We start from the raw sequence: 25726 nt of genomic DNA, 5'->3' as shown, positions 1-25726 counted from the left end.
GGCGCAAAGATACGTTTTATTATCGACATATCAATCAATTAGTTAAGAGCAAATAATGAAAAATAACAGCTGCTTTATAATATAATCGTTATGACCATTTTATTGAAGATCACTATTGATGTTCCCCCCGTTAATGTTTACTTTGTTGAAGCATAAATCAGGATCAGATCATCAGAAAAAACTGACATCAGAAAACCCTGGCAAGAATAAAAGATGGAAAAGAAAGCAGTTTTACTTGGGGCAACGGGATTAATTGGAGAAAGTTTACTGGAACAGCTGCTCAGCAACAGTCGTTATAAAGAAGTGCTGATTGTTGGAAGGAAAAAACTGGAACGGCAACATCCCAAACTAAAGCAGCTGGTGGTTAATTTTGACAAGCTACAGGAATATGCGCCACAAATTCAGGGGGATGTCGTTTTCTGTTGCCTGGGAACCACAAAAAGTAAAACACCAGACTTAGTACAATACAAAAAGATAGACTATCAGTATCCGCTGGATGCGGCCACCATTGCTGAAAACAACGGAGCAGAACAGTATCATCTGGTATCCGCTTTGGGTGCAAATCCTTCCTCCAGCATCTTTTACACGAAAACAAAAGGAGAAGTAGAACGCGACCTGAAAGAAATCCCCTTTAAAAGCATCCACATTTATCAACCTTCCCTATTGGATGGCGACAGGAAAGAAAGCCGTAACCTGGAAAGTCTGATGACCGTAGTGATGCGAATCCTAAATCCACTGTTAATTTCCGGTTTACGGAAATACAGGAGCATCAAAATAGAAAAAGTAGCACTGGCTATGTTAAAGAAATCTCTGGAAGATGCTCCGGGAACTTTTATTTACCCTTCTGATAAAATTGAAGAAATCAGTAGAAATGCCTATAAATAGGTCTTTCTGCCAAACGCCCAGGTTAAAAATGCAGGCATCGCTTTAGCCCAGCTAGGAACCTCATGTTTCCCGCCTACCATTTCATAATAAGCGATGTCTTCAGGACGTTGGTATCCTTTATCCAACAACGCTTTGATCACATCAATGGTATCATCAATAGAATCAATGATAAAATTCCGGTTCCTGTCGGCAGTTTCGTCTTCTGTACCTGTCATCAGCCAGAATTTCAGCTCAGGTTTACCATCGGTCTGTCTGATCATCTGATGAAGAATACGGTCGTCATCGGTATACCCGTCTTTAAGGTCTTTTTTCCTCCACCAGAAAGATCCGGAAAAGACACCAACAGCATCGAAGTAATTGTCGTTATTCCAGGCAATATCAAATGCGGTTAAACCGCCAAGAGAGCATCCTGCAAAGGCTCTTTTTCCGTTGATGGGCATCGCTACCTCTCCCTGAACAAAAGGAAGCAGCTCGTTAATCACAAAATCAGTATAGGCAGGAGCTGAAGCGCCTCTCCCCACGAAATCAGGAACACCGGCAACACCGTACTCCTGAACCCGGTCTTTGGAAGCTTTAACAGCCACCACCACCAGGGGTTCTATTTTATAAGTCTGGTATAATCCGTTCAACGTATTTTGTAAATCCAGGCCATCAGCATCTTGCCCATCATTTAAGATCAGCAGATTCAACACTTCATTTCCCAGCAGATTGTCTGGCATAAAGATTTCTAATTCGACCTCTCTTTTTAAACTGGCAGACTTTAATACGTTTTTAGTTCTGATCACTTCCGGAAGTAACATGGTAGTATACATAATGCGGCAATTTCCCCTTTCTCACAAATAGTTTGCAAAGGTACTATTCCTGAGAAAATATCTTCATAAATACCAATGTTTTTTAGCTAATGTGCAGATTTATAGAAAGAAATGTAAATATTCCTTTGGCTTTGAAAATAGTTTTTTATACCTTAAAGCAGCTAATTTTCGCAACATGGTTGAAGAGTATAAAAAATGGTATAGCCATAATCTAAGCGCGGATTTTGAGCTGTTGACCTTCGGACAAAGTGGTTATCCGATCCTGCTCTTTCCCACCAGTATGGGGCGGTATTTTGAGAACAAAGATTTCAAATTAATTGAGTCTGTACAGCACTTTATTGAAGAAGGAAAAATTAAGATCTACTGTGTAGACAGTATCGATAAACTAAGCTGGTACAATAAGGAGATCCATCCTGCAGACCGGGTAAAGAACCACATCTGGTATGATCAGTTATTGCTGGAGGAAGTCTCTTCCATGGCGAGACATGAGACAGGGCATGATAAGGTCATCACTGCGGGATGTAGTTTTGGAGGGTATCACGCCGCAAACTTCGCTTTCAGACACCCATGGCTGGTGAGCCATATGTTTAGCATGAGTGGTGCTTTTGATATCCGCGGGCAAATGGATGGTTTTTACAATGATGATGTATATTTCAATAATCCGGTAGACTTTTTGCCACACGACCAGAACCGGGAACTGTGGAACATGAAGATCATTCTGGGAACATCAGACCGGGATATGTGTAAAGGAGATAATGAAAAGCTCTCCGGCATCTTAAACGCAAAAGGCATCGGGCATTGGCTTGACATCCGGCAGAATGCGGATCATGACTGGCCCACCTGGCGACAAATGTTTCCGGAATACCTGTCTCAACTGTAATCCATAAAGAGATATTTATCAGAACATTAACCTGCTTTTGTTGTTTCATCAATAAGAAAATATAGAATCATAGGGGATTCGAAAAACAAACCAAAACAGCAATGAAACCAGCAACCTTGTCGGACAGAACCAACAAAGGGGGCTTAAATAACGTAAAAACCAACACGACCTATAAAAACTACGCTAATTATATGAAAAAAATTGGAATCTTATTTGGGCAGGAAAGGTCATTTCCGGAAGCCTTTGTAAAACGAGTAAATGAACTGGCAGGAAAAGACATCAGGGCAGAATTTGTAAGCATCGACAAAATATTCCAGTCTGAACCCCTGGGATATGCCGTAATTATAGACCGGATCTCTCAGGATGTTCCCTTTTACCGTGCGGCCTTAAAAAATGCAGCCATGACAGGCACTGCGGTGATCAACAATCCATTCTGGTGGAGTGCAGATGAGAAATTTTTCAATAATGCACTGGCGGTAAAACTAGGAGTTCCTGTCCCTAAAACCGCATTGATCCCTTCTTATGATCAGCCTGATGATACCACCGATAAATCATTCAGCAACCTTGCTTTTCCGATGGATTGGGATGGGATCTTTAAATACACAGGATTTCCGGCCTATATGAAACCTTTTGATGGCGGAGGCTGGAAAGAGGTTTATAAGCTGCATGACAAGGAAGACTTTTTCGATAAGCACAGTCAGACGAAACAAACGGTAATGATGCTTCAGGAAGAAATCATCTTTGATGAATACTTCAGGTGTTATTGTATTGGTGGCAAGTATGTGAAAATTATGCAATATGAACCAAGAAACCCGGCTCATTTACGTTATGCGGTAGATAAAGCACCATCAAGTGAAAAATTATTACAAACCATTCACGACTATGTACTCCTGCTCAATCAATACCTGGGTTATGATTTCAATACAGTAGAATTTGCCGTGCGCGATGGTATTCCTTATGCCATTGACTTCTGTAACCCGGCACCGGATGCGGAAGTGACCAGTGTGGGTCAGGAAAATTTCGACTGGGTAGTGGAAGCCTCTGCTAAATATGCAATAGAACGTGCATTAGCTCATGTTGATGGACAGGATAACCTGACCTGGGGCGAATACGTCAGAACGGCAGCAAATGGTAATCCACTAATTGGAAAAGCTAAACCGGCAGCAAAGGTTAAAGCAGATGCAAAACCCGCTGCAGCCGCAAAAACACCGGTAAAAAAAGCAGCAGCAAAAGCGCCGGCAAAAGCAAAAAAAGCAAGTACAGCAAAGAAATAACAAGGCATCAAACCAATATATAATATGATGAACGATTTTACGCTTGGTGTAGAGGAAGAGTACATGGTGGTCGATCCCGTAACACGCGAACTGACCTCACACGATCAAAAGATCGTGGAGGCCGCACAAAAAATACATAAGGATCAGGTAAAAGCAGAAATGCATCAGGCCGTAGTAGAGGTAGGCACGGGAATCTGTAAAAATACAGAGCAGGCCCGTGCGGAGATTTCTCAATTGAGATATACGGTATCTCAACTTGCAGGAGAACAGGGTTTAAGAATCGGTGCTGCCGGTACACATCCTTTTTCCCATTGGGAAAAACAATTGATTACTGAACATCCTCGTTATAGCGAGATTGTAAACGAACTGCAGGAGGCAGCCAGGTCTAACCTTATTTTTGGCCTGCATGTCCATGTTGGCTTCCAATCCAGGGAATTGGCCATTCATATCGCCAATCAGGTCCGCTATTTTCTGCCCCACGTTTTTGCATTGTCTACCAACTCCCCTTTTTGGGAAAGCAGAAACACAGGATACAAGTCTTTCAGGACAAAAATATTTGACAAATTCCCAAGAACAGGGATTCCTGACATCTTCAACAGCATCGAGGATTACGACAACTATGTGAAACTATTGATCAAAACGAACAGTATCGACAACGCGAAAAAGATCTGGTGGGACATCAGGGTGCATCCATTTTTTGAAACCATTGAGTTCAGAATCTGCGATTGTCCGATGTTAATTGATGAAACCATGGCTTTTGTGGCCTTATTCCAGGCGCTATGTGCCAAATTATATAAGCTCCGCCTGCAAAACATGAAATTCATCAGCTATTCCAGGGCTTTGATCAACGAAAACAAATGGCGTGCAGCAAGGTATGGCATTGATGGAAACTTGATCGATTTTGGAAAAGAAATGGAGGTAAATTGTAGAAATCTAGTTTTAGAATTATTGGATTTTGTAGACGATGTAGTGGACGAACTGGGCTGCAGGGATGACATCAATTATGTGCACAAAATTCTGGAAAATGGCACCGGAGCAGACAGGCAATTGGCTGTTTACGAACAAAATGGTAACTTTGAGGCGGTGGTAGATTACATAACCACACAAACGTTAATAGGTGCTAAATAAATATGACAAGGGATAGAAATAAGATTAAGGTTGCCGTAATTGATATGAACAATGGGGTAACCAACCAGGGGATGCGTGGGATACAGGAAGTCTTGTTGCGTTATCAGAAAGAAATGTCAGTTGAATTGGCTTATGATGTATTTGACCTGCGGCAAAAAGGAGAGATTCCAGGCATGGAATATGACATCTATATTTCGAGCGGAGGTCCGGGAAGTCCTTTTGATGGAGAAGGACAACAATGGGAAAATGATTTTTTCGCCCTGCTGGATCAGATTGAAGCTTTTAACCAGGCAAATGAACAGGAAAAGAAACATGCTTTTTTAATTTGTCATTCTTTCCAGATGGCTTGCCGGAAGTTTGGAGTAGGAAAAGTGATCAGAAGACGTTCCACAGCGTTTGGCATCTTCCCCATCTACCTTACAGAAGAAGGCGAAGATGAATTGGTATTCAACGGCCTCCCTAACCCTTTCTATACCGTAGACAGCCGGGACTGGCAAGTGATCAACCCTGAAGATGTCTTTTTTTCTAATACGGAGGCACAGGTACTGGCATTGGAAAAGGAACGTCCGCATGTAGACCTGGAACGTTGTGTGATGGCCATCAGGTTTACCAAAGAGATTATAGGAACACAATTTCATCCGGAAGCAGATCCGGTAGGAATGAAACAATACCTCTTACAGGAAGACAAGAAAAAAGCAATTATTGAAAACCATGGAGAAGAAAAATACCTGGACATGCTGGAAAGTGTGGACGATCCGGGAAGAATTACCCTCACCAGAAGTATAATTTTACCGAACTTTTTAAATGAGGCTTTAAACACCTTACAGGAAGCATAAATATGATCAGCAGCTACAGAGCATCATTTAATGAACATTTTTCTGAAGAGAAATATAATGGATTTTTGGAGAATCTTGAAAAAGGTTTTGCAAAAATCCCTTTTAGAGTTGCTGAAACACCCATATTTCTTCCAGCAGCATTAAAAGAGAAACTGATCGCAGCTGGTGCTGAAATTGTAACCCTGATCCAACAGCCAGACTTTAAGCAACTGACGGAAAAGGCAATTCCGGAACAATGGCAAGTTCCCGCAGAAAATACTCATCCTCATTTTTTGACCTTCGACTTTGGCATTTGCAAAGATGAGCAGGGTGAATTAACACCCAAACTGATAGAAATGCAGGGATTTCCCTCACTTTATGGATTTCAATCTCATTTAGCGGAAACCTATCAAACAGCTTACTCACTTTCAGAGGGACTTACGCCTTATTTCAACGGAATGGATCAGGCGGCATATATCGCCCTGCTAAAAGAAGTGATTGTCGGAGACCATCAGCCGCATGAGGTTGCCCTAATGGATATCGATGCACCAAACCAGAAAACTGCCATTGATTTCCTGGTCACCGAACAATATCTGGGTATTAAAATTTTAAGCCTTGAAGATCTGAAAAAAGAGGGTAAACAACTCTATTATATACAGGATGGGCAAAAAGTAAGGTTAAAAAGGATCTACAACCGTCTGATCTTTGATGAAATAGGCGACAATACCGGGCTCTTTAAAAACAGCTTCGATCCCCGCGAGGAATTGGATATAGAATGGATTACCCACCCCAATTGGTTTTACAGGATCAGCAAATACACCATGCCTTTTCTGAAAAGTGAGTTTGCTCCGGAAACCTTTTTCCTTCATGAGCTGAATGCTATTCCCACAGATCTGGAAAACTATGTATTGAAACCTTTATTCTCATTTGCAGGAATGGGTGTGATTATTGATGTAAAAAAAGAAGATATTGAGGCGATTACCGATCCTGAAAACTGGATTCTACAAAGAAAAGTAAACTATGAACCGGTGGTTCAGGCCCCGGATGGAGGGGTAAAAGTAGAAATCAGGCTCATGTATTTATGGCCGGAAGGAAAAGAACCTGTACTTTGCATCAATCTGGCGCGTCTGAGCAGAGGAAAAATGATCGGCGTGCGTTATAATAAAGATTTCGATTGGGTAGGTGGAACCGTAGGCCTGATGGAAAAGTAAAATTACATTTAACAGACCTGCCAAAAGCAGGCTTTAATTAGCTTTGTAACATGGACATTCAAACCATATTAATCGCCATTCTATTTATTGCCGCGATATTTTATATCGGCCGCATGATATACAGATCAGTATCTCCAAAAACAGGAGGCTGCGCTTCTAACTGTAAATGCGGTGTAGATTTTTCCAATATCGAACCTAATAAGAAATAGATTTCATCTATATCACCTATGATTGAACAGTTCAAACTCTATTTACAAAGGAAGGTAGCGATAACAGATGAGCAGTTCGACCTGATCTCCAGCAAGCTTAAAGTAAAGAATTTCGATAAGAATGAAATGATCCTGATGAAGGGAGAAGTCTCTCCCCATGGTTATTTCGTATTGGATGGATTATTACGCAGTTATTCCATAGATGCCAAAGGTAAAACACACATCATTCAGTTTGCACCGGAACAATGGTGGATGTCGGACCGCAATGGAATGTTCAATGAAGCCTCAGAGTTTTTTATTGACGCCATAGAACCTACACAGGCCATCGTCATGCCCAAAGCTTTCATTGATGAGGCAGCAAAACATGTTCCCTGTATGTATGATTTTAACAACAACATGTTGCATAACTCGATCCGCTTTATGCAGAAAAGAATCAATATGCTGTTGAGCGCACCTGCCGAAGAAAGATACCTGAACTTCATTCAGCTTTACCCTAACCTTACCCTAAGGGTACCGCAATGGATGATTGCTTCCTATCTTGGCATCACGCCGGAATCGCTGAGCAGGGTCCGTAAAGACCTGGCACATAAGCATTTTAAAGTATAATCTTTTCTTATCATACATCAATGTGCAGCTGATGTCCTTGCCGTAATTTTGTGTTGTTAACTAAAGAAAACAACTTAAAAAAAATATTATGGCAACTACACAATGGGCATTAGACCCAACTCATAGTGAACTACAGTTTAAAGTAAAACACTTAATGATCACTACTGTAACCGGTAGCTTAAAAACATTAAATGCTTCCTTAACTTCTGAAGCAGATGATTTTCATAATGCTCAGGTTTCCTTTAATGCAGAAACTAACTCAATCGATACAGGTAATAAGGACAGAGACAACCATTTAAAAAGTGGCGATTTCTTTGACGCGGAAAAATTCCCAAACATATCTTTTGATTCCACCTCTTTGAGCAAAGATGGTGATGATTATACCTTACATGGAAACCTGATTGTTAAAGGAACCAGCAAACCGGTAAAATTAAATGTTGAATTTGGTGGTATCGCAACAGATCCATGGGGAAATACTAAGGCTGGGTTTACATTGAACGGTAAAATCAACAGAACAGACTTCGGGTTAACCTGGAATGCAGCTTTAGAAACAGGCGGTGTAATGGTGAGTGAGGAAGTAAAAATATTAGGAGAATTACAATTCGTAAAACAAGCCTAAAATAACTCATGCATCCAGGTCAAATTACAAAACAAAGACGAAATGGAAGCAAATATTAAACAGGTGTCGGCTGTTTTAAATCCGCCGGCACCTCATATGGTTGGAGATGGCTTTAGGGTTCATAATTTTTTTCCAAAAGGGCATAAACTTAAAATGAGTCCTTTTTTCTTATTGGACTATAACTCTAAAATAGAATTTTCTGCACGGAATGAACCAAGAGGCGTTGGTGTACACCCGCATCGGGGTTTTGAGACGGTTACGATAGCTTATCATGGGGCGGTTGCCCATCATGACAGCGCCGGAAACAGTGGAATTATCCAACCCGGAGATGTACAATGGATGACCGCTGCAAGTGGAATCTTACATAAGGAACATCATGAGGAAATGTTCAGCAAAAAAGGCGGACCTTTCCAAATGGTACAGCTATGGGTAAACTTACCTGCTAAAGATAAAATGAGCAAGCCTAAATACCAGGCGCTCTGTCATGGCAGTATTGCCAGACACCAGCTGGAGCATGGAACAGTAGAGGTAATCGCTGGAGAATATCTGGGTACAAAAGGCTCTGCGAGCACTTTTACCCCCATACATGTCTACAACCTGCGACTGAATAAAAATGGAAAAGCACCTTTTAGTTTTCCCTCCGGATACAACACGGCATTTGTGGTTATCGAAGGGAAGATCAGGGTTAACGATAAAGAAGAAGCAAAGACTGACCAGCTGGTTCACTTTAAAAATGAAGGCGAACAGATTCAGATTGAAGCATTGGAAGACAGTACAGTCCTGATTTTGAGTGGGGAACCGATAAATGAGCCTATTGCACAATATGGTCCGTTCTTAATGAACAAACCAGAAGAAATTCAACAGGCAATAGCAGATTATAACCAGGGGAAATTTGGTTATTTAGAAGAATAAGGTTTAAGATGCCGGTGATTCGGATCACCGGCATCTTTTATTTTTATGGTTTCCCGGAGATGGAATTCCGTTAGATTTTTTGAATCAGACAAACCGCATAAGCAACAACACCTTCTTCTCTTCCGATAAAGCCCATTTGCTCGTTCGTAGTCGCCTTTATCGAGATGTCTTCTATATCGATACCAATGGCGGTTGCGATGTGCGCCTGCATCGCCGGAATATGCGGATTGATCTTAGGGGCTTCCAGACAAAGCATGGCATCAATGTTCCCAATTTCAAAACCTTTTTCTTTTACCAGTTTCACACTTTCCTGCAACAGGACAATGCTACTGATGCCTTTCCAGCGCGGGTCAGTATTTTTAAAGTGATAACCAATATCCCGTAAATTCGCCGCACCAAGGAGCGCATCGCAAATGGCGTGCAACAACACGTCTGCATCGGAATGGCCAAAAGCACCTTTATGGTGTTCCAAATCTACTCCTCCCACAACAAAAGGATGATTCTCCTTCAGCTGATGTACATCAAAGCCAAACCCTACCTTAATCTTCATGTCTATATGTTTTTTGTTTTATTAGTATTCCGGTCTTCTTATTTGGCCTGGCCAAAATTGAACAGCAAAGAGAACCTCAGCGTATTTGCCAAAGGACTTTTTTGCGGACTGGCCAGCAAATATGCAAAGTCTATGTTAAATACATTGTATTTTAAACCTGCACCCAAAGTAAAGTAACGCCTGTCGCCCTTTTTAGGGCTTTCATAAAAATAGCCGGCACGAAGGGCAAACTGTTGATTGTACCAGTATTCCATACCTGCAGCAATATTAATTTCCTGCATTTCTTCTTTAAAGCCGCCCGGAGCATCTGTAAAGGAGCCAAAAATACCAGCCGGAACCGATTTATCAGGATCTTCACCCTTGATTATTTTTCCATCAGTATTGTAAACCGGCTGAGTTGGAACCAGTAATTTATTAAAATCAAGTGCGAAAGTAAACTGATTAAAATCGTCAATAATAAATGTTGACGCCCCGCCAATCTTTAAGTTTGTAGGCAGGAAGAAGCCTTTATCTCCGTCTACATAACTCATTTTTGTACCAATATTGGAAATATTCATTCCGGCAGAAAGGATGGCATCTTTACCCAAAAATCGGGTTGGTTTCTTGAAATAGGCAGAAACATCAACAGCTACAGCATTGCCTGCCCGGGTTTGTTGCCCGGCAGAAAACTGTCCGGAGAAAAGATTGGAACGGACATATCTCGCAGTTGTTCCTAATGAAAAGGATTCTCCCATTTTCCTTGAAAAAGAGAAATCAAAAGCCAGCTCATTCGGGGTGTAAACACCAAGATCCTGTTGACTAATATCTGTGAGCTGAATCTCTCCAAGACTAAAATATCTGAGAGAAGTCGAAATCGTATTCCTGTCGTCCAGTTTATAGTAACCACTAAGGTAAGTCAGGTTCACATCAGGAATCAGACTTTTTAACCATGGGCTGTAAGAAACGGAAAAGCCATAACTACGGTCTAAAAAAGCCAGCTTTGCAGGGTTAATGCTCATGGCATTCGCATCCGGCTGAACAGCGACCCCGGCCTCGCCCATTCCTCCTGCCCTTGCATCTGGTGTAATGAGCAAAAAAGGTACGGCAGTAAGGATATTGCTGGAGCGGCTTCCATTGGTCTGGGTTCCAGGCTGCACACTTTGTGCAGATAAATCAGCTCCAACTGTTAATAAATAAAATAAACTAAAAACAGTTTTTGCCAGTCTACTACTCATTTGCCAAATAATTATACCTCTATTGTATGCAAGTTAACATAGTGTTTAATAAAATCAAAGTATTATGAATTTTCTATACGCTCTGAGATATCTTCCATAATCCATTAAACCACACCAATATATTTCATTGAATATGCTTCAGAAGCATACAAAACAGCATTTATTAAAGAATATTTTCATTTAAAGCATCCCTTTTGTTGTTCTATAACTCTTTTTTTATGTAATTTTAACAGTTAAAGCATATATCATATCCATCTATATGAAAAAATCATACTTATATCCAATTGCAGCTATTGCAATTATAGCTTCCTTAGCTTCCTGTAGCAAGACAAAATCAGGAACCTCGGAGAAGACAGGAATGGCATATAACAAACAGGAGTTTGGAGGCTTTGAAGTAAATAAAAAATTTAAACGCGGTCCGGGTCCCGGATTAGTGGAAATTGAAGGCGGTGTTTTTGTCATGAGCGGAAGTGCAATCAATGTACCCGGCGAAGAACTCAGCAATTATAATCATAAGAGAGAAACTACAGTTTCTTCCTTTTATATGGATGAAACAGAGGTTTCCAACACCAACTGGCTGGAATACCTGAATTGGATTCGCACCAGTTACCCAACAGATCATGAGTATTACTATAACGAGCTTCCTGATACACTGGTTTGGCGCAGGCCGTTATCGTATAATGAGCCCTATGTAGACAATTATCTAAGACATCCGGCTTATCAGGATTATCCAGTGGTGGGCGTAAGCTGGGAGCAGGCAGAAAGGTATTGTGCCTGGAGAACAGACAGAGTGAACGAGCTGTTGCTTCGTGAAAGAGGTTACATGACGAGTTTCAAGGACCTTAATGGTGGAACCTCAAAATCTGCGGCTAATGCAACTGCTACTCCAAGATCAACAGAACCCTTTAACACCATAATGTATCTCAATGGCCAGATTGATGATAAGGGTAAAAAAGCGATGAAAGACCTTAATCCATCTAACGCTACCGGTACAAATGGAGCTGCTACTGGTAAAAACGCAGCCACAAGAAACGTAAGATTGGAAGATGGTATTATCAAACAACCTTATCGTCTGCCAACAGAAGCAGAATGGGAATATGCCGCTCTGGGTTTAATCGGAAATACACAATATGAAAATATTACAGCCAATAAAATCTATCCATGGAATGGCCTCGGTCTGAGCTCTGCGAAAAGAACGACAAGAGGATTGATCCTTGCCAACTTTAAGAGAACCAAAGGAGACTATATGGGTGTTGGTGGATCATTGAACGATAAAGGCGGACTTACCGTTGCAGTAAGGTCATATATGCCAAATGATTTTGGTTTATACAACATGGCTGGAAATGTAAATGAATGGGTTGCTGATGTTTATCGTGCCAAAACATTCGAGGCGGCAGACGCTTTTAACCCATATAGAGGAAACTATTATAAAGATAAAAAAATTGCAGATCCTGTTAGCGGGAAGATTGAAAAAGACAAATACAACAAGCCTGTACTGACAGATGCCATTTCTTACAAGAAACAGACCTGGGCAGAAAAACAGGCAGCTACGCCTCCTCCGGCAGTCAACACTTACGCTGATCAAAGGGGTTATAGAGACAAAGCAAATGAATTATATGGAGAGATTACCCTGGTAACCGATAAATCCAGAGTATATAAAGGAGGCTCATGGGAGGATCAGGCATTATGGCTGAATCCTGCAACGAGAAGGTTCCTTGCTCAGGATGAATCTACCGCTGACATTGGTTTTCGCTGTGCAATGACCATGTTAGGCGCTTCAGAAATCAGGTCAACAGGAAAACCACAATTCAAACCCAGAGCCGCAAAAGCATTCAAAGCGGGAAGGTAAAATTAGGAGCATAAAAAAAGGGAGCAATGATCATTGCTCCCTTTTTTTATGCAAACTGCAGTAGGATTTCGTTCTTTTCTACTTTGTCCCCTTTCCGGACCAGAATCTTTTTCAGTATCCCGGCAGTCGGTGATTTAATGATGTTTTCCATCTTCATCGCCTCCAATACCAGCAAGCTGTCTCCTTTATTGACTTCCTGTCCTTCTTCTACAATCACATTCAGTACCAATCCAGGCATAGGAGCCTTAATTTCCAGAACCTTGTTGGCGGAAGAGTTATCTAACCCCAGTTTTTTGAGCAATTCATCATACTGGTCTTCGATTCCTACCTGATAAAGACGGCCATTTACCTTTACTGTGACCGTTTTTCCATCTTCTTCACGTTCTACAACCTCCACATTATAGGATTTATGCTGATAGATGATGTGTTTCTGTGATGCAGACAAATCTCTGGAATCGATTTGTAGTTCTGCTCCATTAACTTTTAATGCGTTTTCTGCTACTTCTACCTCAAAATTATACTGCTCGTTTACTTTGACCTTCATAGTTATTGTGTTAATGCATATTGAACTAAATTTGCGCCCATTTTTAGCGCGCTCAGACGCTTATCTTGTGAATCCTCAGGATACGTACCAAAGTCTTCCCAACCATTCCCCAGATCGCATTCAAATGTGTAATAGCAAACCACTCTTCCTTCCCAGATCAATGCAAGTCCCTGAGGAACCTTACCATCATGTTCATGAATCTTTGGAAGTCCATTCGGAAATTTAAACTTTTGGTGATAGAGCGGGTGATTTGGCGGAAGATTTACAAAAGAAAGCTCCGGAAAAACTTTCTTCATTTCTTTTCTGATGAACTTGTCCAGTCCGTAGTTATCATCGATATGAAGAAAACCACCACCAATGAGGTATTTCCGTAGATTCTGGGCTTCATTGGTACTGAAAACAACATTCCCATGCCCGGTAAGATAGATAAAGGGATAGTTAAAAAGCTCCGCGCTCCCTACTTCCACAGTTACATCCTGCGGGGCAAAATTCGTATTCAGGTTTTTATTACAAAAATCGATCAGGTTTGGAAGCGCGGTTCTATTGGCATACCAGTCTCCTCCACCATTGTATTTTAATTTTGCCATCTTATACGTTGGTGGTTTAAAACCACTCAACAGGACCAGTAATCCGGCAACTAAATAAAGCTTAATTCTCATCTGTTTAAATAATTCACCTCGAAACAGGCAGCCAATGCAGCAGTTTCTGTTCTCAGACGTGTATTACCTAAAGTTAGGGGTTTAAACCCGCTTTGCAAAGCAAGTTCAATTTCCTTCGGACTAAAATCGCCTTCAGGACCGATAAGAACGATATAACGCTGATGTGGTTCCAGCACCTGACTGATATACTGACGGGGTTCTCCATCAATACAATGTGCAATCATCTTAACGGAGTTGTGCTCCATTTTCAGAAAGTCAGTTAAAGAAACCTGTGGATTTAATACCGGATGATAAGCCTGCAAAGACTGTTTCACCGCTGAGGTGATCACTTTGTTTAACCGGTCTTCTTTAATAATTTTACGTTCCGACCTTTCGCAAATGACAGGGGTGATTTCGTCAATCCCAATTTCAGTTGCCTTTTCAAGGAACCATTCCAACCTGTCAATGTTCTTTGTAGGTGCGACTACAATATGAAGGTGATGGTTTCTTTTCTGATACTCCTGAACGGATTGCGTAATGCGAAGCTGAACATTTCTCTTACTTTCCCCAATGATCTCAGCTTCATAAAAGCCTCCTCTTCCGTCAATCAGATTGACCACATCGCCCCGTCCTAACCTCAGAACTTTCAGACAATGCTTACTTTCTTCTTCATTTAAGCTATACTCACTGGAATCAATATCGGGCGTATAAAAAACATGCATTGCTCAAAGGATTAGTGGTTGTCCACCATATCGCTTTTAGCAATAACCAGTTCAAGCTTTATGGTTTCAATATTTTGCTCGGTTTTCTTTAGGATCGTGAATAAATAACCGTAACACTCTTCGCTGTCTCCTACTTCCGGTATTTTACCAAAAGCATGGGACACCAACCCTCCTACTGTATCGAAATCTTCGTCCTCAGGAAGATCATGAGGCAAATGTTCATTCACATCGTAAACAGTAGCATAAGCGTTGATGATGAATTCCGTTTCAGAGATTTTTTCTACTGTTGGTTTTTCCTCATCATACTCATCCTGAATCTCTCCAACAATCTCTTCTACGATATCTTCCAGTGTAACCATACCTGCAGTTCCACCAAATTCATCGATAACAATTGCGATCTGAATGCGCTTCTGCTGAAGTTCACTCAACAGGTCGTTAATTTTTTTAGTCTCAGGAACGAAATAAGGCTTTCTGATGATGTCTTTTAGCGCCCAGTCCTTCTTATCTGCCAACAGCGGCAAAATGTCTTTAGCGTGAATAATACCAATGATCTTATCAATGATTTCATCATATACCGGTAACCTGGAATACCCTTCGCCAATGATTTTTGAAATCACATCGGCAGGGGCAGCAGACAATTCAATTCCTGATATTTTGGTTCTGGGAACCATAATGTTCTTTACAACCCTTTCATTAAAGTCAAAGACATTTTTAATTAATTCATGCTCATTGGTATCCAATGCACCACTTTCCTTACCCTGATCCAGGAGATAATGAAGTTCCTCTGTACTGTGAACGGATTCGTGTCCGCCAACATTAGAGATTCCAAACAATTTAAGGATCACATTGGCAAAACCGTTCAAAACCCATATAAAGGGTCTGAAGATCAGGTAAAATGCCTGTAAAGGTACTGCAATAAACAATGTTGTAGCTACCGGTCTCTGTATCGCCACTGATTTAGGCGCCAGCTCACCAAACACAATGTGCATTACGGTGATCAATAAAAAGGCGATGGCAGTGGAGATGGAAGTAATGTATACTTCAGAAAAGTTAAACCTTACCAGGAAATCGTGGATCAGGCTGTGCATGACAGACTCACCAACCCAACCTAGTCCAAGTGAAGCGAGTGTGATACCCAGCTGCGTTGCAGCCAGGTAACCATCAAGATGCTGGGTAATATATTTTGCAATATTTGCGACCCGGCTTCCTGACTTTGCTTTAATTTCAATTTGAGAGGCCCTGACTTTTACAATTGCAAACTCTGCTGCAACGAAAAAGCCGTTCAGTGCTACTAAGAAGAATGTTAAAAATATCTTAAAACCTTCCATTAAGAATTGTTATTTCTAAACTTTTGGTCATAAAGTATGATACTTTCCTGTATCACTTTATGTGCATACCGAACGCCCAAAAGATGTTCAATAGTTACTTGTTTTTCTTCTAATGCCTTATAGTCCTGGAAGAATTTAACAATTTCTTTCATCGTATGAGGAGGCAATTCTGCTAAGTCATTGATGTAGTTAACAGACATGTCATTTTTTGCTACTGCAATAATTTTATCGTCCTGCTCACCATTATCCACCATGTGCATTACACCTATTACTTTCGCTTCAACAATAGACATCGGATAAACGTCTACAGAACATAGTACAAGGATATCTAAAGGGTCATTATCATCACAATACGTCTGTGGGATAAAACCATAATTTGCCGGATACATTACAGAAGAGAAAAGTACTCTGTCTAATTTAATCAGGTGGGAATCTTTATCAATTTCGTATTTAGCTTTAGATCCTTTAGGAATTTCAATAATTGCATTTACGGATTCTGGTAGGTTTGCACCCGGAGAAACACAGTGCCACGGATGATGCTCGTCTTTAATCATTTTTATTGTTCAGTGTTTGATATATGGTCATTATCATCTTTCACAACCTTCTTTTTTACAAATGTATAAACAAGAGGTATAGTGGTGATGACAATGAAGCCTATAATTATATATAATAAATAGTCGTTAATTTCTTTTTCAAATCTCTTGCCAAGGAAATAACCCAGCAAAGTTAAGGAAGCAATCCAAATAATTGCACCTGCAAAGTTATATAATGCAAATCTTTTAAAGTCTAATTTTACTACACCAGCAAAAATCGGTGCAAAAGTTCTTACAATCGGAACAAAGCGCCCCATTATAAGCGCAAAGGCTCCCTGTTTATTATAATAATCCTCGGCAGCCTTTAAATAGCGTTTTTTAAAGAAAAAAGAGTCCTTTCGATCGTACAGTACGGGGCCCGTCTTTCGACCAAACCAATAACCGGTAAAATTCCCGGATACCGCTGCAACAATCAACCCTGCAATCAAAACATATAAGTTCACGTCCAATTTGCCTGTAGCGACGAACATACCTGCGAGGAACAACAGATAGTCTCCGGGTAAAAAGAACCCAAAGAACAAACCCGTCTCAGCAAAGATGACGAACATTACAACATAGAAACCACCTTCTTTAAGTAGTTTTTCGGGATCAATGAAGTGCTGTAATGAGTTCCAGAAATCGTGCATAGTTCAATTATTCGTAAAACTACATATAATTATCTACAGAAATGATTATATCAGATTTAAAATTACTGAAGGATATACCCCAAGGAAAACAGTGATGATCAGCGATAAGACCAATACAACTTTATATTGCACAGGGGTTTCCAGCTCAACCTCAGCTCCATCTTTGAAATACATCGCCACAATCACCTTGAAGTAATAGTAAAACCCTACCAATGCATTTAAAATTGCAAATGCGACAAGATAAAACTGATAATCGTGCATTACATTCAGGAACATCAGGTATTTACCCATGAATCCCGCAGTTAAAGGAATACCCGCTAAAGACAACATCGCTACCGTAAGCACAAATGCGGCAAAAGGATTGCGTTTTCCCAAACCGTTGAAACTTTCAAAATTGTCATTACCTGTTTTCTGTTTCACCAGGATCAATACGCCAAAGGCGATGATACTTGCAAAAGTATAAGCAGCTGCGTAAACCAATACATTGTTCGCGGAGTTTGCAGTCAATGCAATTAAAGAGAACAACAGGTAACCTGCATGGGAAATACTGGAATAGGCCAGCATTCTTTTGAAATTCTTCTGAAACAGCGCCGTAACGTTACCAATGAATAAAGTCAGACAAACGATCACCATCAATGGAGGTAACCAGAAGTCATGTAAAGGCGCAAACGTATCTGCAAATAAACGAAGGAAAGCTGCAAAACCAGCAGTCTTCACAACGGTAGACATAAAGGCGGTAATCAATGTCGGAGCGCCTTCGTATACATCAGGTGTCCAGAAGTGGAATGGTGCTGCACCAATCTTAAAACACAGACCTACCATCAGTAAAATCACTCCAGGATAGAATAAAGGCGAGATGCTCTTGTAATTAGTCACCAAGTATTGATTGATCACTCCAAGATCAAAAGATCCTGTAGCGCCATAAATCAGGGTAATACCGAACAATAGGAAACCTGTGGAGAATGCACCCATCAGAAAATACTTCAGGGAAGCTTCATTTGATGCAAAATTGTTCTTCCGGATACCCGCAAGAATATAAAGTGCAACAGACATGATCTCCACACCGATGAACAACATCGACATGTTTTTATAAGAAACCATGATTACAATCCCTGCCAGGGAAAAGAGAATCAGGGTAAAGTATTCAGCAATATTTTCACTGTGTTCTGCGAAATAGTTCTGAGTCAGCAGGAAAATGAAAAGTGTTCCTAAAATGGTGATTCCGGCAAATGCCAATGCAAAATTATCCATTTGCATCATTCCATAATAGGTTTGGTTTGTGTTCCAGGAGGTAACGACAAAAGCCAGTGAAGTAAGCAAACCAATTAAGGTAAGGGGTAATAACGCTTTTTTAGCTTTAAACAAACCTGCGTAAAGCACGACTAAAGCTGTAACAGTAATTGTTATGATGATATTCATTTGCTTAGTTTACCGATGTTAATTTTTGTGTTACCTGTTCTATTAATTGTTGTACCGAAGCTTCTGACAAATGCAGAATTGGTTTAGGATAAACTCCCAAAACGATGATCAAGGCACAAATGATATACAATACGACTTTCTCAGATCCTTTAATGTCTGTAAATCCTATGGTAAGGTCGTTGGTTTTGCCAAGCATAATGTTCTGATACATCCTGAACATATAAACGGCGCCAAAGATGATCGACAATCCGGCAAAAACACCAGCCCATACTTTGTACTGATATACTCCGATCAACAATAAAAACTCTCCAATAAAACCATTCGTTCCCGGAAGTGCAACTGTTCCCAGTACAATGATCAAAAATACGATGGCCAGTTGCGGTGCCTGTTTCGCAATCCCGCCAAGTTCAGCGATTTTATTTGTTTTCATCCTGCGGGCAATGATGTCCAGCACAAAGAACAAACCAACCACATTGATACCATGACTTAACATCTGTACCATTGCACCCTGCATCCCCTGCGTGTTTAGCGCAAAGATACCGGCAGAGATCAAACCAACGTGGGCAATAGAAGAATAAGCAACTAATCTTTTAGCATCCTTTTGGGTAAACGCAATGATCGAAGCATAAACCACTCCAATAATAGAAAGAATAATGGCTACATTTCCCCATTGCTGAACACCTTCCGGTGCAACAGGTAATAACCACCTGATTACCCCATAAATACCCATTTTCAACATAATTCCCGACAATAACATCGTTCCTGGAGTTGGTGCCTCAGTATACGTATCCGGCTGCCAGGTATGGAAAGGAAAAACAGGCATTTTGATTGCAAAAGCAATAAAGAAAGCCCAGAAAATCCAGCTCTGCTGAACAGAATCAAGGTTTAAGTTATAGAAAGCCTGGATATCGAAGTTATGAGCAGGATTCTGTAAGTATAAATAGATGATACCCAACAGCATGAATAAAGATCCCGCTATCGTGTATACAAAGAATTTCATGTTTACTTTAATTCTGTCTTTACCACCCCAGATCGCACAGATGAAATAGATTGGGATTAACGCCGCTTCCCATCCGATATAGAACAAGAAAGCATCCATTGCAGTAAATACCAATAGCAAACCAAACTGCATGAATAAGATCAATGCAAAAAAGGCATTGCTGTTTTTATAGTCATGCTGATAAGCGGAAAGGATAATGATCGGAACCAATACATTGGTCAGTAAGACCGTAATCATACTGATGCCATCAATTCCTGCATGGAAATTGATTCCCAAATCCTGGATCCATGGATAATTCACTGCAAACTGCGTACTGGCATCCGGAGTGAAATTACATACCGTGATTAAAGTCAATGCCAGAGAAAGGATTGCTGAAACCAGAGCAACATGTTTTGCTGCACTTCCTGTGAAGGCAGTAACCACGGCGCCAACCAATGGTAGAAATATAAGAAGTAGTAAAAGTTGTTCCATTATCTTTTGTTGAACGATCTTTTATAGAGATAAATAAGTATACAATAACAATGAGATGATTCCTACCACCATCATAAAGATATAAAAACCAACGTTTCCGGACTGAACCAACCTTAAGCCTTTACTTGCTTCCGAAGTACTCCATCCTAAACCGTTAACTATACCGTCTACAATTTTATTGTCAATAATTTTGTAGAAGAAAGTAGAAAGTGCATCCAAAGGTTTTCTGATCAGCAAATCATAGATCTCATCAAAATAGAATTTGTTGTATGATAAGTTGGCCAGTGCCGATCTTTTTCCTTCATCAGGAATTGGAACATGATTTTGTTTGATATACTTCACATAAGCAAAAGCAATTGAAACCAATACACCAACTACAGAGACGGCCATTAAAGCATATTCAGTAGCATGATCCGGAGCTTCAGCAGTATGTTTGATCACCGGAGCCAACCAATGCGACAGCCAATGATTTCCATGCAACGCCTCAGGAATGCCAATCGCTCCACCAATGGCAGAAAGAACCGCAAGAACGATCAAAGGAATCGTCATTGATTTTGGTGACTCATGGATTTTCTCTTCAGCATGGTGTGTTCCACGATATTTTCCGTAGAAAGTAAGGAACAACATTCTGAACATATAAAAAGCCGTTAAGAAAGCACCGAAGACTGCAATCGCCCACATTACTTTATCATGCATGTATACATGCGCCAGGATCTCATCTTTTGAGAAGAAACCAGAGAATGGAGGTAAACCTGCAATGGCAATGGTACCAATCAGCATGGTCAGGAATGTTACCGGCAATTTCTTACGCAAGCCCCCCATATGTCTCATGTCCTGCTCATGGTGTAAAGCATGAATCACAGAACCTGCACATAAGAACAATAAAGCTTTAAAGAAAGCATGTGTAATTACATGGAAGAAAGCACCATTATAAGCACCAACGCCCAAACCAAGGAACATATAACCCAGCTGTGAAACTGTGGAATAAGCCAGTACCTTTTTAATATCTGTTTGCGTCAAAGCAATAATCGCTGCAACAATTGCTGTAGCCAGACCAATGATGGCAATGATGTGTTGTACCATTGGGGCCAAATCAAACAATACGTTTGATCTTGCAATCATATAAATACCAGCCGTTACCATCGTTGCTGCGTGAATCAATGCAGAAACAGGAGTCGGTCCAGCCATCGCATCAGGCAACCAGGTAAACAAAGGCAACTGTGCCGATTTACCGCAGGCACCGATGAACAATAACAAGGCAATTAAAGCAATGGTACCGTTTCCGGGAAGCATATTTGCTGCCTGAGGGAATATTTTAGAAAACTCTACACTACCGAAAGTAGTAAAAATGAAGAACACACCTAACAGGAAGCCAAGATCACCAATACGGTTCATGATAAAGGCTTTCTTTGCAGCAGAAGCATAACTACTGTTGGTATACCAGAATCCGATCAGCAGGTAAGAACAAAGACCTACCCCTTCCCATCCGATAAACATCACGATATAGTTGGAACCTAATACCAGCAATAACATGAAAAAGATAAACAGGTTCAGGTAACTGAAAAACTTACCAAAAGCCTCGTCGCTGTGCATGTAGCCAATCGAGTAAATATGAATCAGGAAACCTACTCCTGTGATGATCAGCAGCATGATCGAGCTCAAGGGATCTACCAGAAAGGAAAGTGGAATACTAAGCTTACCAGCACTGATCCAGTCAAACAAGAAGATCTCATGAGACTTATTTGCATCTGCTCCCAATTCGAAGAAGATACCTAAACTAATGGCAAAGGAAATGAATATCACGCTGCTTCCGATAAAACCGATCAGGTTTTTAGAAAGCGTATTTCTTCCCAGCCCATTGATAACAAAGCCTAAAAGAGGAATTAAGGGAACCAGCCAAACTAAATTTATCATGTTATTACTTTATTCTTATTAATTACCACTTAAGGCGATTCAACACATTTACATCTATAGATTGTGTATTTCTGTACACCATTACAATAATACTCAGGCCGATTGCAACTTCAGCGGCGGCAAGTACCATGATAAAAAACACAAACACTTGTCCTGAGGGATCATTGCTATGTACCGAAAAAGCAGTAAGCAACAGATTCACTGCATTCAGCATCAATTCTACCGACATAAAGATGACGATGGCATTTCTGCGGGTCAATACACCAATCACACCGATGGTGAAAATAATAGCACTTAGCCAGATGTAATGGTTAAGTGGTACGCCCTGTAATCCTTGAGTTAAATTATTCACTATGCTTTTTCTTTTTTAGTTAATAATACTGCACCTACCATCGCGGTTAGCAATAAGATAGAAGACAGTTCAAAAGGCAACATGTAAGGACCAAACAGTTCCTTACCTAAATTCTTTACCAATCCCAGATTCGGATTCTTCAATAAAACAGGATCAGAGATTGCAGTTGCTTTTAAGGAACCGATAATGGTCACCACTAAACAACATCCGGCAATTACCCCAACGATCTTGACCAGACCTGATTTCAACGGCTCATTGTCCTTATTGAGGTTGAGGAGCATCAGCACAAAGAGGAACAGTACCATAATGGCTCCCATGTAAACGATGAAGTTTACTACCGCCAGAAATTGTGCATTCAGCAGGATGTAATGAACTGTTAATGTAAAGAAAGTAACAATTAAGTAAAGCACACTATGCACCGGGTTCTTGGAAAAGATAACCATCAGTGAAAAGATGACGCTTAATGTTGCTACAAAATAGAATACCGATGTACCCATTTATTTATGTTTAAACTGTTTATATTAATAACCCTGAGGTTATGTATGCTAATTATTTCTTATTCAATGGTTGTTCTACCAGTTTATCCTTGCCGTAGATAAAATCTTTACGCAGATAATCTGAAGGGACAATTGGTCCGTCTAAGTAGATGGCTTCTTTAGGACATGCTTCTTCGCACAATCCACAGAAAATACAACGCAGCATGTTGATCTCATATACTGAGGCGTACTTCTCCTCACGGTAAAGGTCTTTCTCTTCCGGCTTACGCTCCGATGCAATCATTGTGATCGCTTCAGCAGGGCAAGACAAAGCACAAAGTCCGCAGGCAGTACAACGCTCTTTACCTTCTTCATCCCTTTTCAGTGAGTGCATCCCCCTGAAATTGGTAGAGAATTCTCTTTGTACCTCCGGATATCTGATCGTCGCCTCTTTCTTAAAGAAGTGGCTGATGGTAATAGACAACCCTTTGGTGATTGCAGGCAAATACATGCGTTCTGCAAACGTAAGGGGTATTTTCTCTAATACTTTCTTTTTACTGGTTAATGGTTCCATTAAACCTCCTTATTATACCGCTAAATGCGGACAGTTAAAATTTTTCAATTACAGCAATCACAATACTTGTGACAATGATATTCGCAATGGCCAAAGGAATTAAGACCTTCCAGCCTAAATGCATCAGTTGATCATAACGGAAACGAGGAATTGTCCAGCGCACCCACATGAAGAAAAAGATAAAAGCAAAGATCTTCAAAAAGAAGACAGCAGTTCCAATCAACGGACCAATTACCTGACCTGTATGTGCCAGTACCCAATCCATTCCGGGATAGTTATAACCTCCAAAATATAAACTTGCCATTACCGCTGCAGAAACAAACATATTGATGTATTCTGCGAACAAATAGAAACCAAGTTTCATAGAAGAATATTCGGTGTGGTAACCACCAATCAGCTCAGTCTCACACTCCGGTAAATCGAATGGTGCCCTGTTTGTTTCTGCAAAAGCACAAATCATAAACAGTAAAAAGCCTACTGGTTGATAGAGTACATTCCATCTCCATCCATGTTGATTGGCTACGATTTCGCCAACGCTCATGGAATTGGTGACTAATAACAACGCAATGATGGATAAACCCATTGCAATCTCGTAACTGATGTTTTGAGATGCCGCACGGATCGCACTTAACAAAGAGTATTTATTATTTGAAGCCCATCCACCGATCATGACACCATAAACACCTAAAGACACGACGCCGAAGATATAAAGGACACCGACATTGATATCAGTTACCTGTAAAGGAATTACGCGATCACCGATCGTAATAGGCGTACCCCACGGAATCACAGCGGTACCAATACATGCCGTTAACATCGCTAAACCGGGACCAACCATAAATAACCATTTACTGGCATTTGTAGGGATGATCTCTTCTTTCATGAACATCTTTACACCATCCGCCAAAGGCTGAAGAATCCCGAAGGGACCCGCTCTGTCCGGTCCTAACCTGTCCTGTAAAAACGCAGCCACTTTCCTTTCTGCATAAGTGGAATACATGGCTATCACTAAACTTATACCGAATATAATCGCTACCAGTACAAATTTTTCTATTACAAAAGCTATATCCATTAGAATTTAGTGGTTTTTTCTAGTTCTACCCTGTTTGCTTCCTGTAATCTGGCATTGTCCTGAATTACCGGCAAAGGTTTTAAAGTATCATAGTGATTTGAAGCAATTACAGAAGTATCGCTGATCTGTGTAGGGTGCTCAATCGTCCAGTCTGCAGTTTTCTTTTTGTCAAAACGACAAGTATTACAAATGAACTCTTCTACCTCACCATAAATGTCTTTACGGGCAGTTACACGCAATACATCCTCGCCTTTATACCATAGCGTTACTTTTCCGCTGCAGGTAGGGCAATCTCTGTGTGCATCAATAGGTTTAGTAAACCAAACCCTGTTTTTAAACCTGAAAGTTTTATCTGTTAACGCACCAACCGGACAAACATCGATCACATTTCCGGAGAAATCATTGTCGACAGCCGTTTGGATATAAGTAGAGATCTCTGAATGATCCCCACGGTTTAAGATTCCGTGAACACGTTTATTGGTAATCTGATCTGCGGTAAATACGCAACGATAGCAAAGAATACACCTGTTCATGTGCAACTGAATCTTATCGCCGATGTCTATGCGTTCGAAAGTTCTTCTTTCAAACTCATATCTTGTTTTTTGCAAACCATGCTCGTAACCCAGATTCTGAAGGTCACATTCACCGGCCTGGTCACAAACAGGACAGTCCAGCGGGTGGTTGATCAACAACATTTCCACTACACCACTCCTTGCTTCAATCACTTCCGGAGAGGTGATGTTCTGCACTTCCATTCCATCCATTACGGTGGTCCGGCATGAAGCTACCAGTTTGGGCATCGGACGGGGATCCTTTTCAGAACCTTTGCTCACCTTAACGATGCAGGTCCGACACTTACCACCACTACCTTCTAATTTGGAATAATAACACATCGCCGGAGGAACAATATCGCCGCCGATTTGTCTTGCAGCATTCAGGATGGTGGTTCCCGGTGCTACTTCTACTGTTATTCCGTCTATGGTTACCTTAACTTTATCACTCATTGTTAAAGATATTCTTTTATCATTCTTCT

Annotated in this window: 28 protein-coding genes; 11 read left to right on the top strand and 17 right to left on the bottom strand. The window is 40.7% G+C overall.

Annotated features, from left to right (window positions below; translation table 11 throughout):
• Nucleotides 1-213: 213 nt before the first annotated feature.
• A complete protein-coding gene (locus tag BUC20_RS32475) occupies nucleotides 214-885 on the top strand; it encodes an NAD(P)H-binding protein (RefSeq protein ID WP_073238718.1) in 672 nt (223 codons plus the stop codon).
• On the opposite strand, the gene BUC20_RS32470 is transcribed toward BUC20_RS32475, so the two are convergent.
• Nucleotides 876-1697 (bottom strand): alpha/beta hydrolase, encoded by an 822-nt coding sequence (locus tag BUC20_RS32470; RefSeq protein WP_073238716.1) that lies wholly within the window; start codon nucleotides 1695-1697, stop codon nucleotides 876-878. The genes BUC20_RS32475 and BUC20_RS32470 overlap by 10 nt on opposite strands.
• A gap of 175 nt (nucleotides 1698-1872) precedes the next feature.
• Here BUC20_RS32470 and BUC20_RS32465 point away from each other — a divergent pair, with 175 nt between their 5' ends.
• From BUC20_RS32465 to BUC20_RS32425, 9 genes are all read left to right on the top strand, one after another.
• On the top strand, nucleotides 1873-2577 hold the full coding sequence (locus tag BUC20_RS32465; RefSeq protein WP_073238893.1) for an esterase family protein: 705 nt from the start codon (nucleotides 1873-1875) through the stop codon (nucleotides 2575-2577).
• 101 nt (nucleotides 2578-2678) lie between these two features.
• Nucleotides 2679-3851, top strand: a complete 1173-nt coding sequence (locus BUC20_RS32460) for an ATP-grasp domain-containing protein (RefSeq protein WP_234994638.1) — start codon at nucleotides 2679-2681, stop codon at nucleotides 3849-3851.
• Nucleotides 3852-3875: 24 nt separating this feature from the next.
• A complete protein-coding gene (locus tag BUC20_RS32455; RefSeq protein ID WP_073238713.1) occupies nucleotides 3876-4979 on the top strand; it encodes a carboxylate-amine ligase in 1104 nt (367 codons plus the stop codon).
• Between the two features lie 2 nt (nucleotides 4980-4981).
• Nucleotides 4982-5815 carry a type 1 glutamine amidotransferase gene (locus BUC20_RS32450; RefSeq protein ID WP_073238710.1) on the top strand — a complete coding sequence of 278 codons (834 nt, stop codon included), beginning with the start codon at nucleotides 4982-4984 and terminating at the stop codon, nucleotides 5813-5815.
• Nucleotides 5816-5817: 2 nt separating this feature from the next.
• The gene (locus BUC20_RS32445; protein WP_073238708.1) at nucleotides 5818-7005 is read left to right on the top strand and encodes a hypothetical protein; all 1188 of its coding nucleotides are present in this window, start codon (nucleotides 5818-5820) and stop codon (nucleotides 7003-7005) included.
• A 50-nt stretch (nucleotides 7006-7055) separates the two neighbouring features.
• Nucleotides 7056-7214, top strand: coding sequence for a FeoB-associated Cys-rich membrane protein (locus BUC20_RS32440; RefSeq protein ID WP_073238704.1), 159 nt, complete (start codon nucleotides 7056-7058; stop codon nucleotides 7212-7214).
• Nucleotides 7215-7232: 18 nt separating this feature from the next.
• On the top strand, nucleotides 7233-7820 hold the full coding sequence (locus BUC20_RS32435; protein ID WP_073238701.1) for a Crp/Fnr family transcriptional regulator: 588 nt from the start codon (nucleotides 7233-7235) through the stop codon (nucleotides 7818-7820).
• Between the two features lie 88 nt (nucleotides 7821-7908).
• Nucleotides 7909-8439: a YceI family protein gene (locus tag BUC20_RS32430; protein ID WP_073238698.1), complete on the top strand. Its 531-nt coding sequence runs from the start codon at nucleotides 7909-7911 to the stop codon at nucleotides 8437-8439.
• A 42-nt stretch (nucleotides 8440-8481) separates the two neighbouring features.
• Nucleotides 8482-9351 carry a pirin family protein gene (locus tag BUC20_RS32425; RefSeq protein WP_073238695.1) on the top strand — a complete coding sequence of 290 codons (870 nt, stop codon included), beginning with the start codon at nucleotides 8482-8484 and terminating at the stop codon, nucleotides 9349-9351.
• 70 nt (nucleotides 9352-9421) lie between these two features.
• Here BUC20_RS32425 and ispF read toward each other — a convergent pair whose 3' ends face one another.
• Nucleotides 9422-9901: a 2-C-methyl-D-erythritol 2,4-cyclodiphosphate synthase gene (ispF, locus tag BUC20_RS32420; RefSeq protein WP_073238692.1), complete on the bottom strand. Its 480-nt coding sequence runs from the start codon at nucleotides 9899-9901 to the stop codon at nucleotides 9422-9424.
• Nucleotides 9902-9939: 38 nt separating this feature from the next.
• Nucleotides 9940-11115: a type IX secretion system outer membrane channel protein PorV gene (gene porV / locus BUC20_RS32415; protein WP_073238689.1), complete on the bottom strand. Its 1176-nt coding sequence runs from the start codon at nucleotides 11113-11115 to the stop codon at nucleotides 9940-9942.
• A gap of 259 nt (nucleotides 11116-11374) precedes the next feature.
• Between porV and BUC20_RS32410 the strand changes: the two genes are divergently transcribed.
• On the top strand, nucleotides 11375-12964 hold the full coding sequence (locus tag BUC20_RS32410) for an SUMF1/EgtB/PvdO family nonheme iron enzyme (RefSeq protein WP_073238686.1): 1590 nt from the start codon (nucleotides 11375-11377) through the stop codon (nucleotides 12962-12964).
• Nucleotides 12965-13010: 46 nt separating this feature from the next.
• Here BUC20_RS32410 and BUC20_RS32405 read toward each other — a convergent pair whose 3' ends face one another.
• The 14 genes from BUC20_RS32405 to BUC20_RS32340 are packed head-to-tail and all read right to left on the bottom strand — an operon-like array spanning nucleotide 13011 to nucleotide 25697.
• Nucleotides 13011-13508, bottom strand: a complete 498-nt coding sequence (locus BUC20_RS32405; protein ID WP_073238683.1) for a biotin/lipoyl-containing protein — start codon at nucleotides 13506-13508, stop codon at nucleotides 13011-13013.
• 2 nt (nucleotides 13509-13510) lie between these two features.
• On the bottom strand, nucleotides 13511-14167 hold the full coding sequence (locus BUC20_RS32400; RefSeq protein ID WP_073238680.1) for a DUF4159 domain-containing protein: 657 nt from the start codon (nucleotides 14165-14167) through the stop codon (nucleotides 13511-13513).
• Nucleotides 14164-14868, bottom strand: coding sequence for a 16S rRNA (uracil(1498)-N(3))-methyltransferase (locus BUC20_RS32395; RefSeq protein ID WP_073238678.1), 705 nt, complete (start codon nucleotides 14866-14868; stop codon nucleotides 14164-14166). Before BUC20_RS32395 ends, BUC20_RS32400 begins: the two co-directional genes overlap by 4 nt.
• Nucleotides 14869-14879: 11 nt before the next feature.
• On the bottom strand, nucleotides 14880-16196 hold the full coding sequence (locus BUC20_RS32390; RefSeq protein WP_073238675.1) for a hemolysin family protein: 1317 nt from the start codon (nucleotides 16194-16196) through the stop codon (nucleotides 14880-14882).
• Nucleotides 16196-16750 carry an inorganic diphosphatase gene (locus BUC20_RS32385; protein ID WP_069378524.1) on the bottom strand — a complete coding sequence of 185 codons (555 nt, stop codon included), beginning with the start codon at nucleotides 16748-16750 and terminating at the stop codon, nucleotides 16196-16198. The genes BUC20_RS32390 and BUC20_RS32385 overlap by 1 nt, the downstream gene beginning before the upstream one ends.
• A gap of 2 nt (nucleotides 16751-16752) precedes the next feature.
• Nucleotides 16753-17415 (bottom strand): DedA family protein, encoded by a 663-nt coding sequence (locus BUC20_RS32380; RefSeq protein WP_073238672.1) that lies wholly within the window; start codon nucleotides 17413-17415, stop codon nucleotides 16753-16755.
• Nucleotides 17416-17460: 45 nt separating this feature from the next.
• Nucleotides 17461-18834 carry an NADH-quinone oxidoreductase subunit N gene (locus BUC20_RS32375; RefSeq protein ID WP_073238669.1) on the bottom strand — a complete coding sequence of 458 codons (1374 nt, stop codon included), beginning with the start codon at nucleotides 18832-18834 and terminating at the stop codon, nucleotides 17461-17463.
• 4 nt (nucleotides 18835-18838) lie between these two features.
• Nucleotides 18839-20305, bottom strand: coding sequence for a complex I subunit 4 family protein (locus BUC20_RS32370; RefSeq protein ID WP_073238666.1), 1467 nt, complete (start codon nucleotides 20303-20305; stop codon nucleotides 18839-18841).
• 21 nt (nucleotides 20306-20326) lie between these two features.
• Nucleotides 20327-22219: an NADH-quinone oxidoreductase subunit L gene (nuoL, locus tag BUC20_RS32365; protein ID WP_073238663.1), complete on the bottom strand. Its 1893-nt coding sequence runs from the start codon at nucleotides 22217-22219 to the stop codon at nucleotides 20327-20329.
• Between the two features lie 22 nt (nucleotides 22220-22241).
• On the bottom strand, nucleotides 22242-22571 hold the full coding sequence (gene nuoK, locus BUC20_RS32360) for an NADH-quinone oxidoreductase subunit NuoK (protein WP_073238660.1): 330 nt from the start codon (nucleotides 22569-22571) through the stop codon (nucleotides 22242-22244).
• Nucleotides 22571-23068 (bottom strand): NADH-quinone oxidoreductase subunit J family protein, encoded by a 498-nt coding sequence (locus BUC20_RS32355; RefSeq protein ID WP_069378518.1) that lies wholly within the window; start codon nucleotides 23066-23068, stop codon nucleotides 22571-22573. The genes nuoK and BUC20_RS32355 overlap by 1 nt, the downstream gene beginning before the upstream one ends.
• 52 nt (nucleotides 23069-23120) lie before the next feature.
• Nucleotides 23121-23621 (bottom strand): NuoI/complex I 23 kDa subunit family protein, encoded by a 501-nt coding sequence (locus BUC20_RS32350; RefSeq protein WP_073238657.1) that lies wholly within the window; start codon nucleotides 23619-23621, stop codon nucleotides 23121-23123.
• 34 nt (nucleotides 23622-23655) lie between these two features.
• Entirely contained in the window at nucleotides 23656-24693 is a 1038-nt protein-coding gene (gene nuoH / locus BUC20_RS32345; RefSeq protein WP_073238654.1) for an NADH-quinone oxidoreductase subunit NuoH, read from the bottom strand.
• Nucleotides 24693-25697 (bottom strand): NADH-quinone oxidoreductase subunit G, encoded by a 1005-nt coding sequence (locus BUC20_RS32340; RefSeq protein ID WP_073238887.1) that lies wholly within the window; start codon nucleotides 25695-25697, stop codon nucleotides 24693-24695. The genes nuoH and BUC20_RS32340 overlap by 1 nt, the downstream gene beginning before the upstream one ends.
• Nucleotides 25698-25726 lie beyond the last annotated feature (29 nt).

Origin of the sequence: Pedobacter caeni (assembly GCF_900129215.1) — a bacterium.
GTDB classification, from domain to species: domain Bacteria; phylum Bacteroidota; class Bacteroidia; order Sphingobacteriales; family Sphingobacteriaceae; genus Pedobacter; species Pedobacter caeni.
This window is presented reverse-complemented; position numbering and strand designations above follow the sequence as displayed.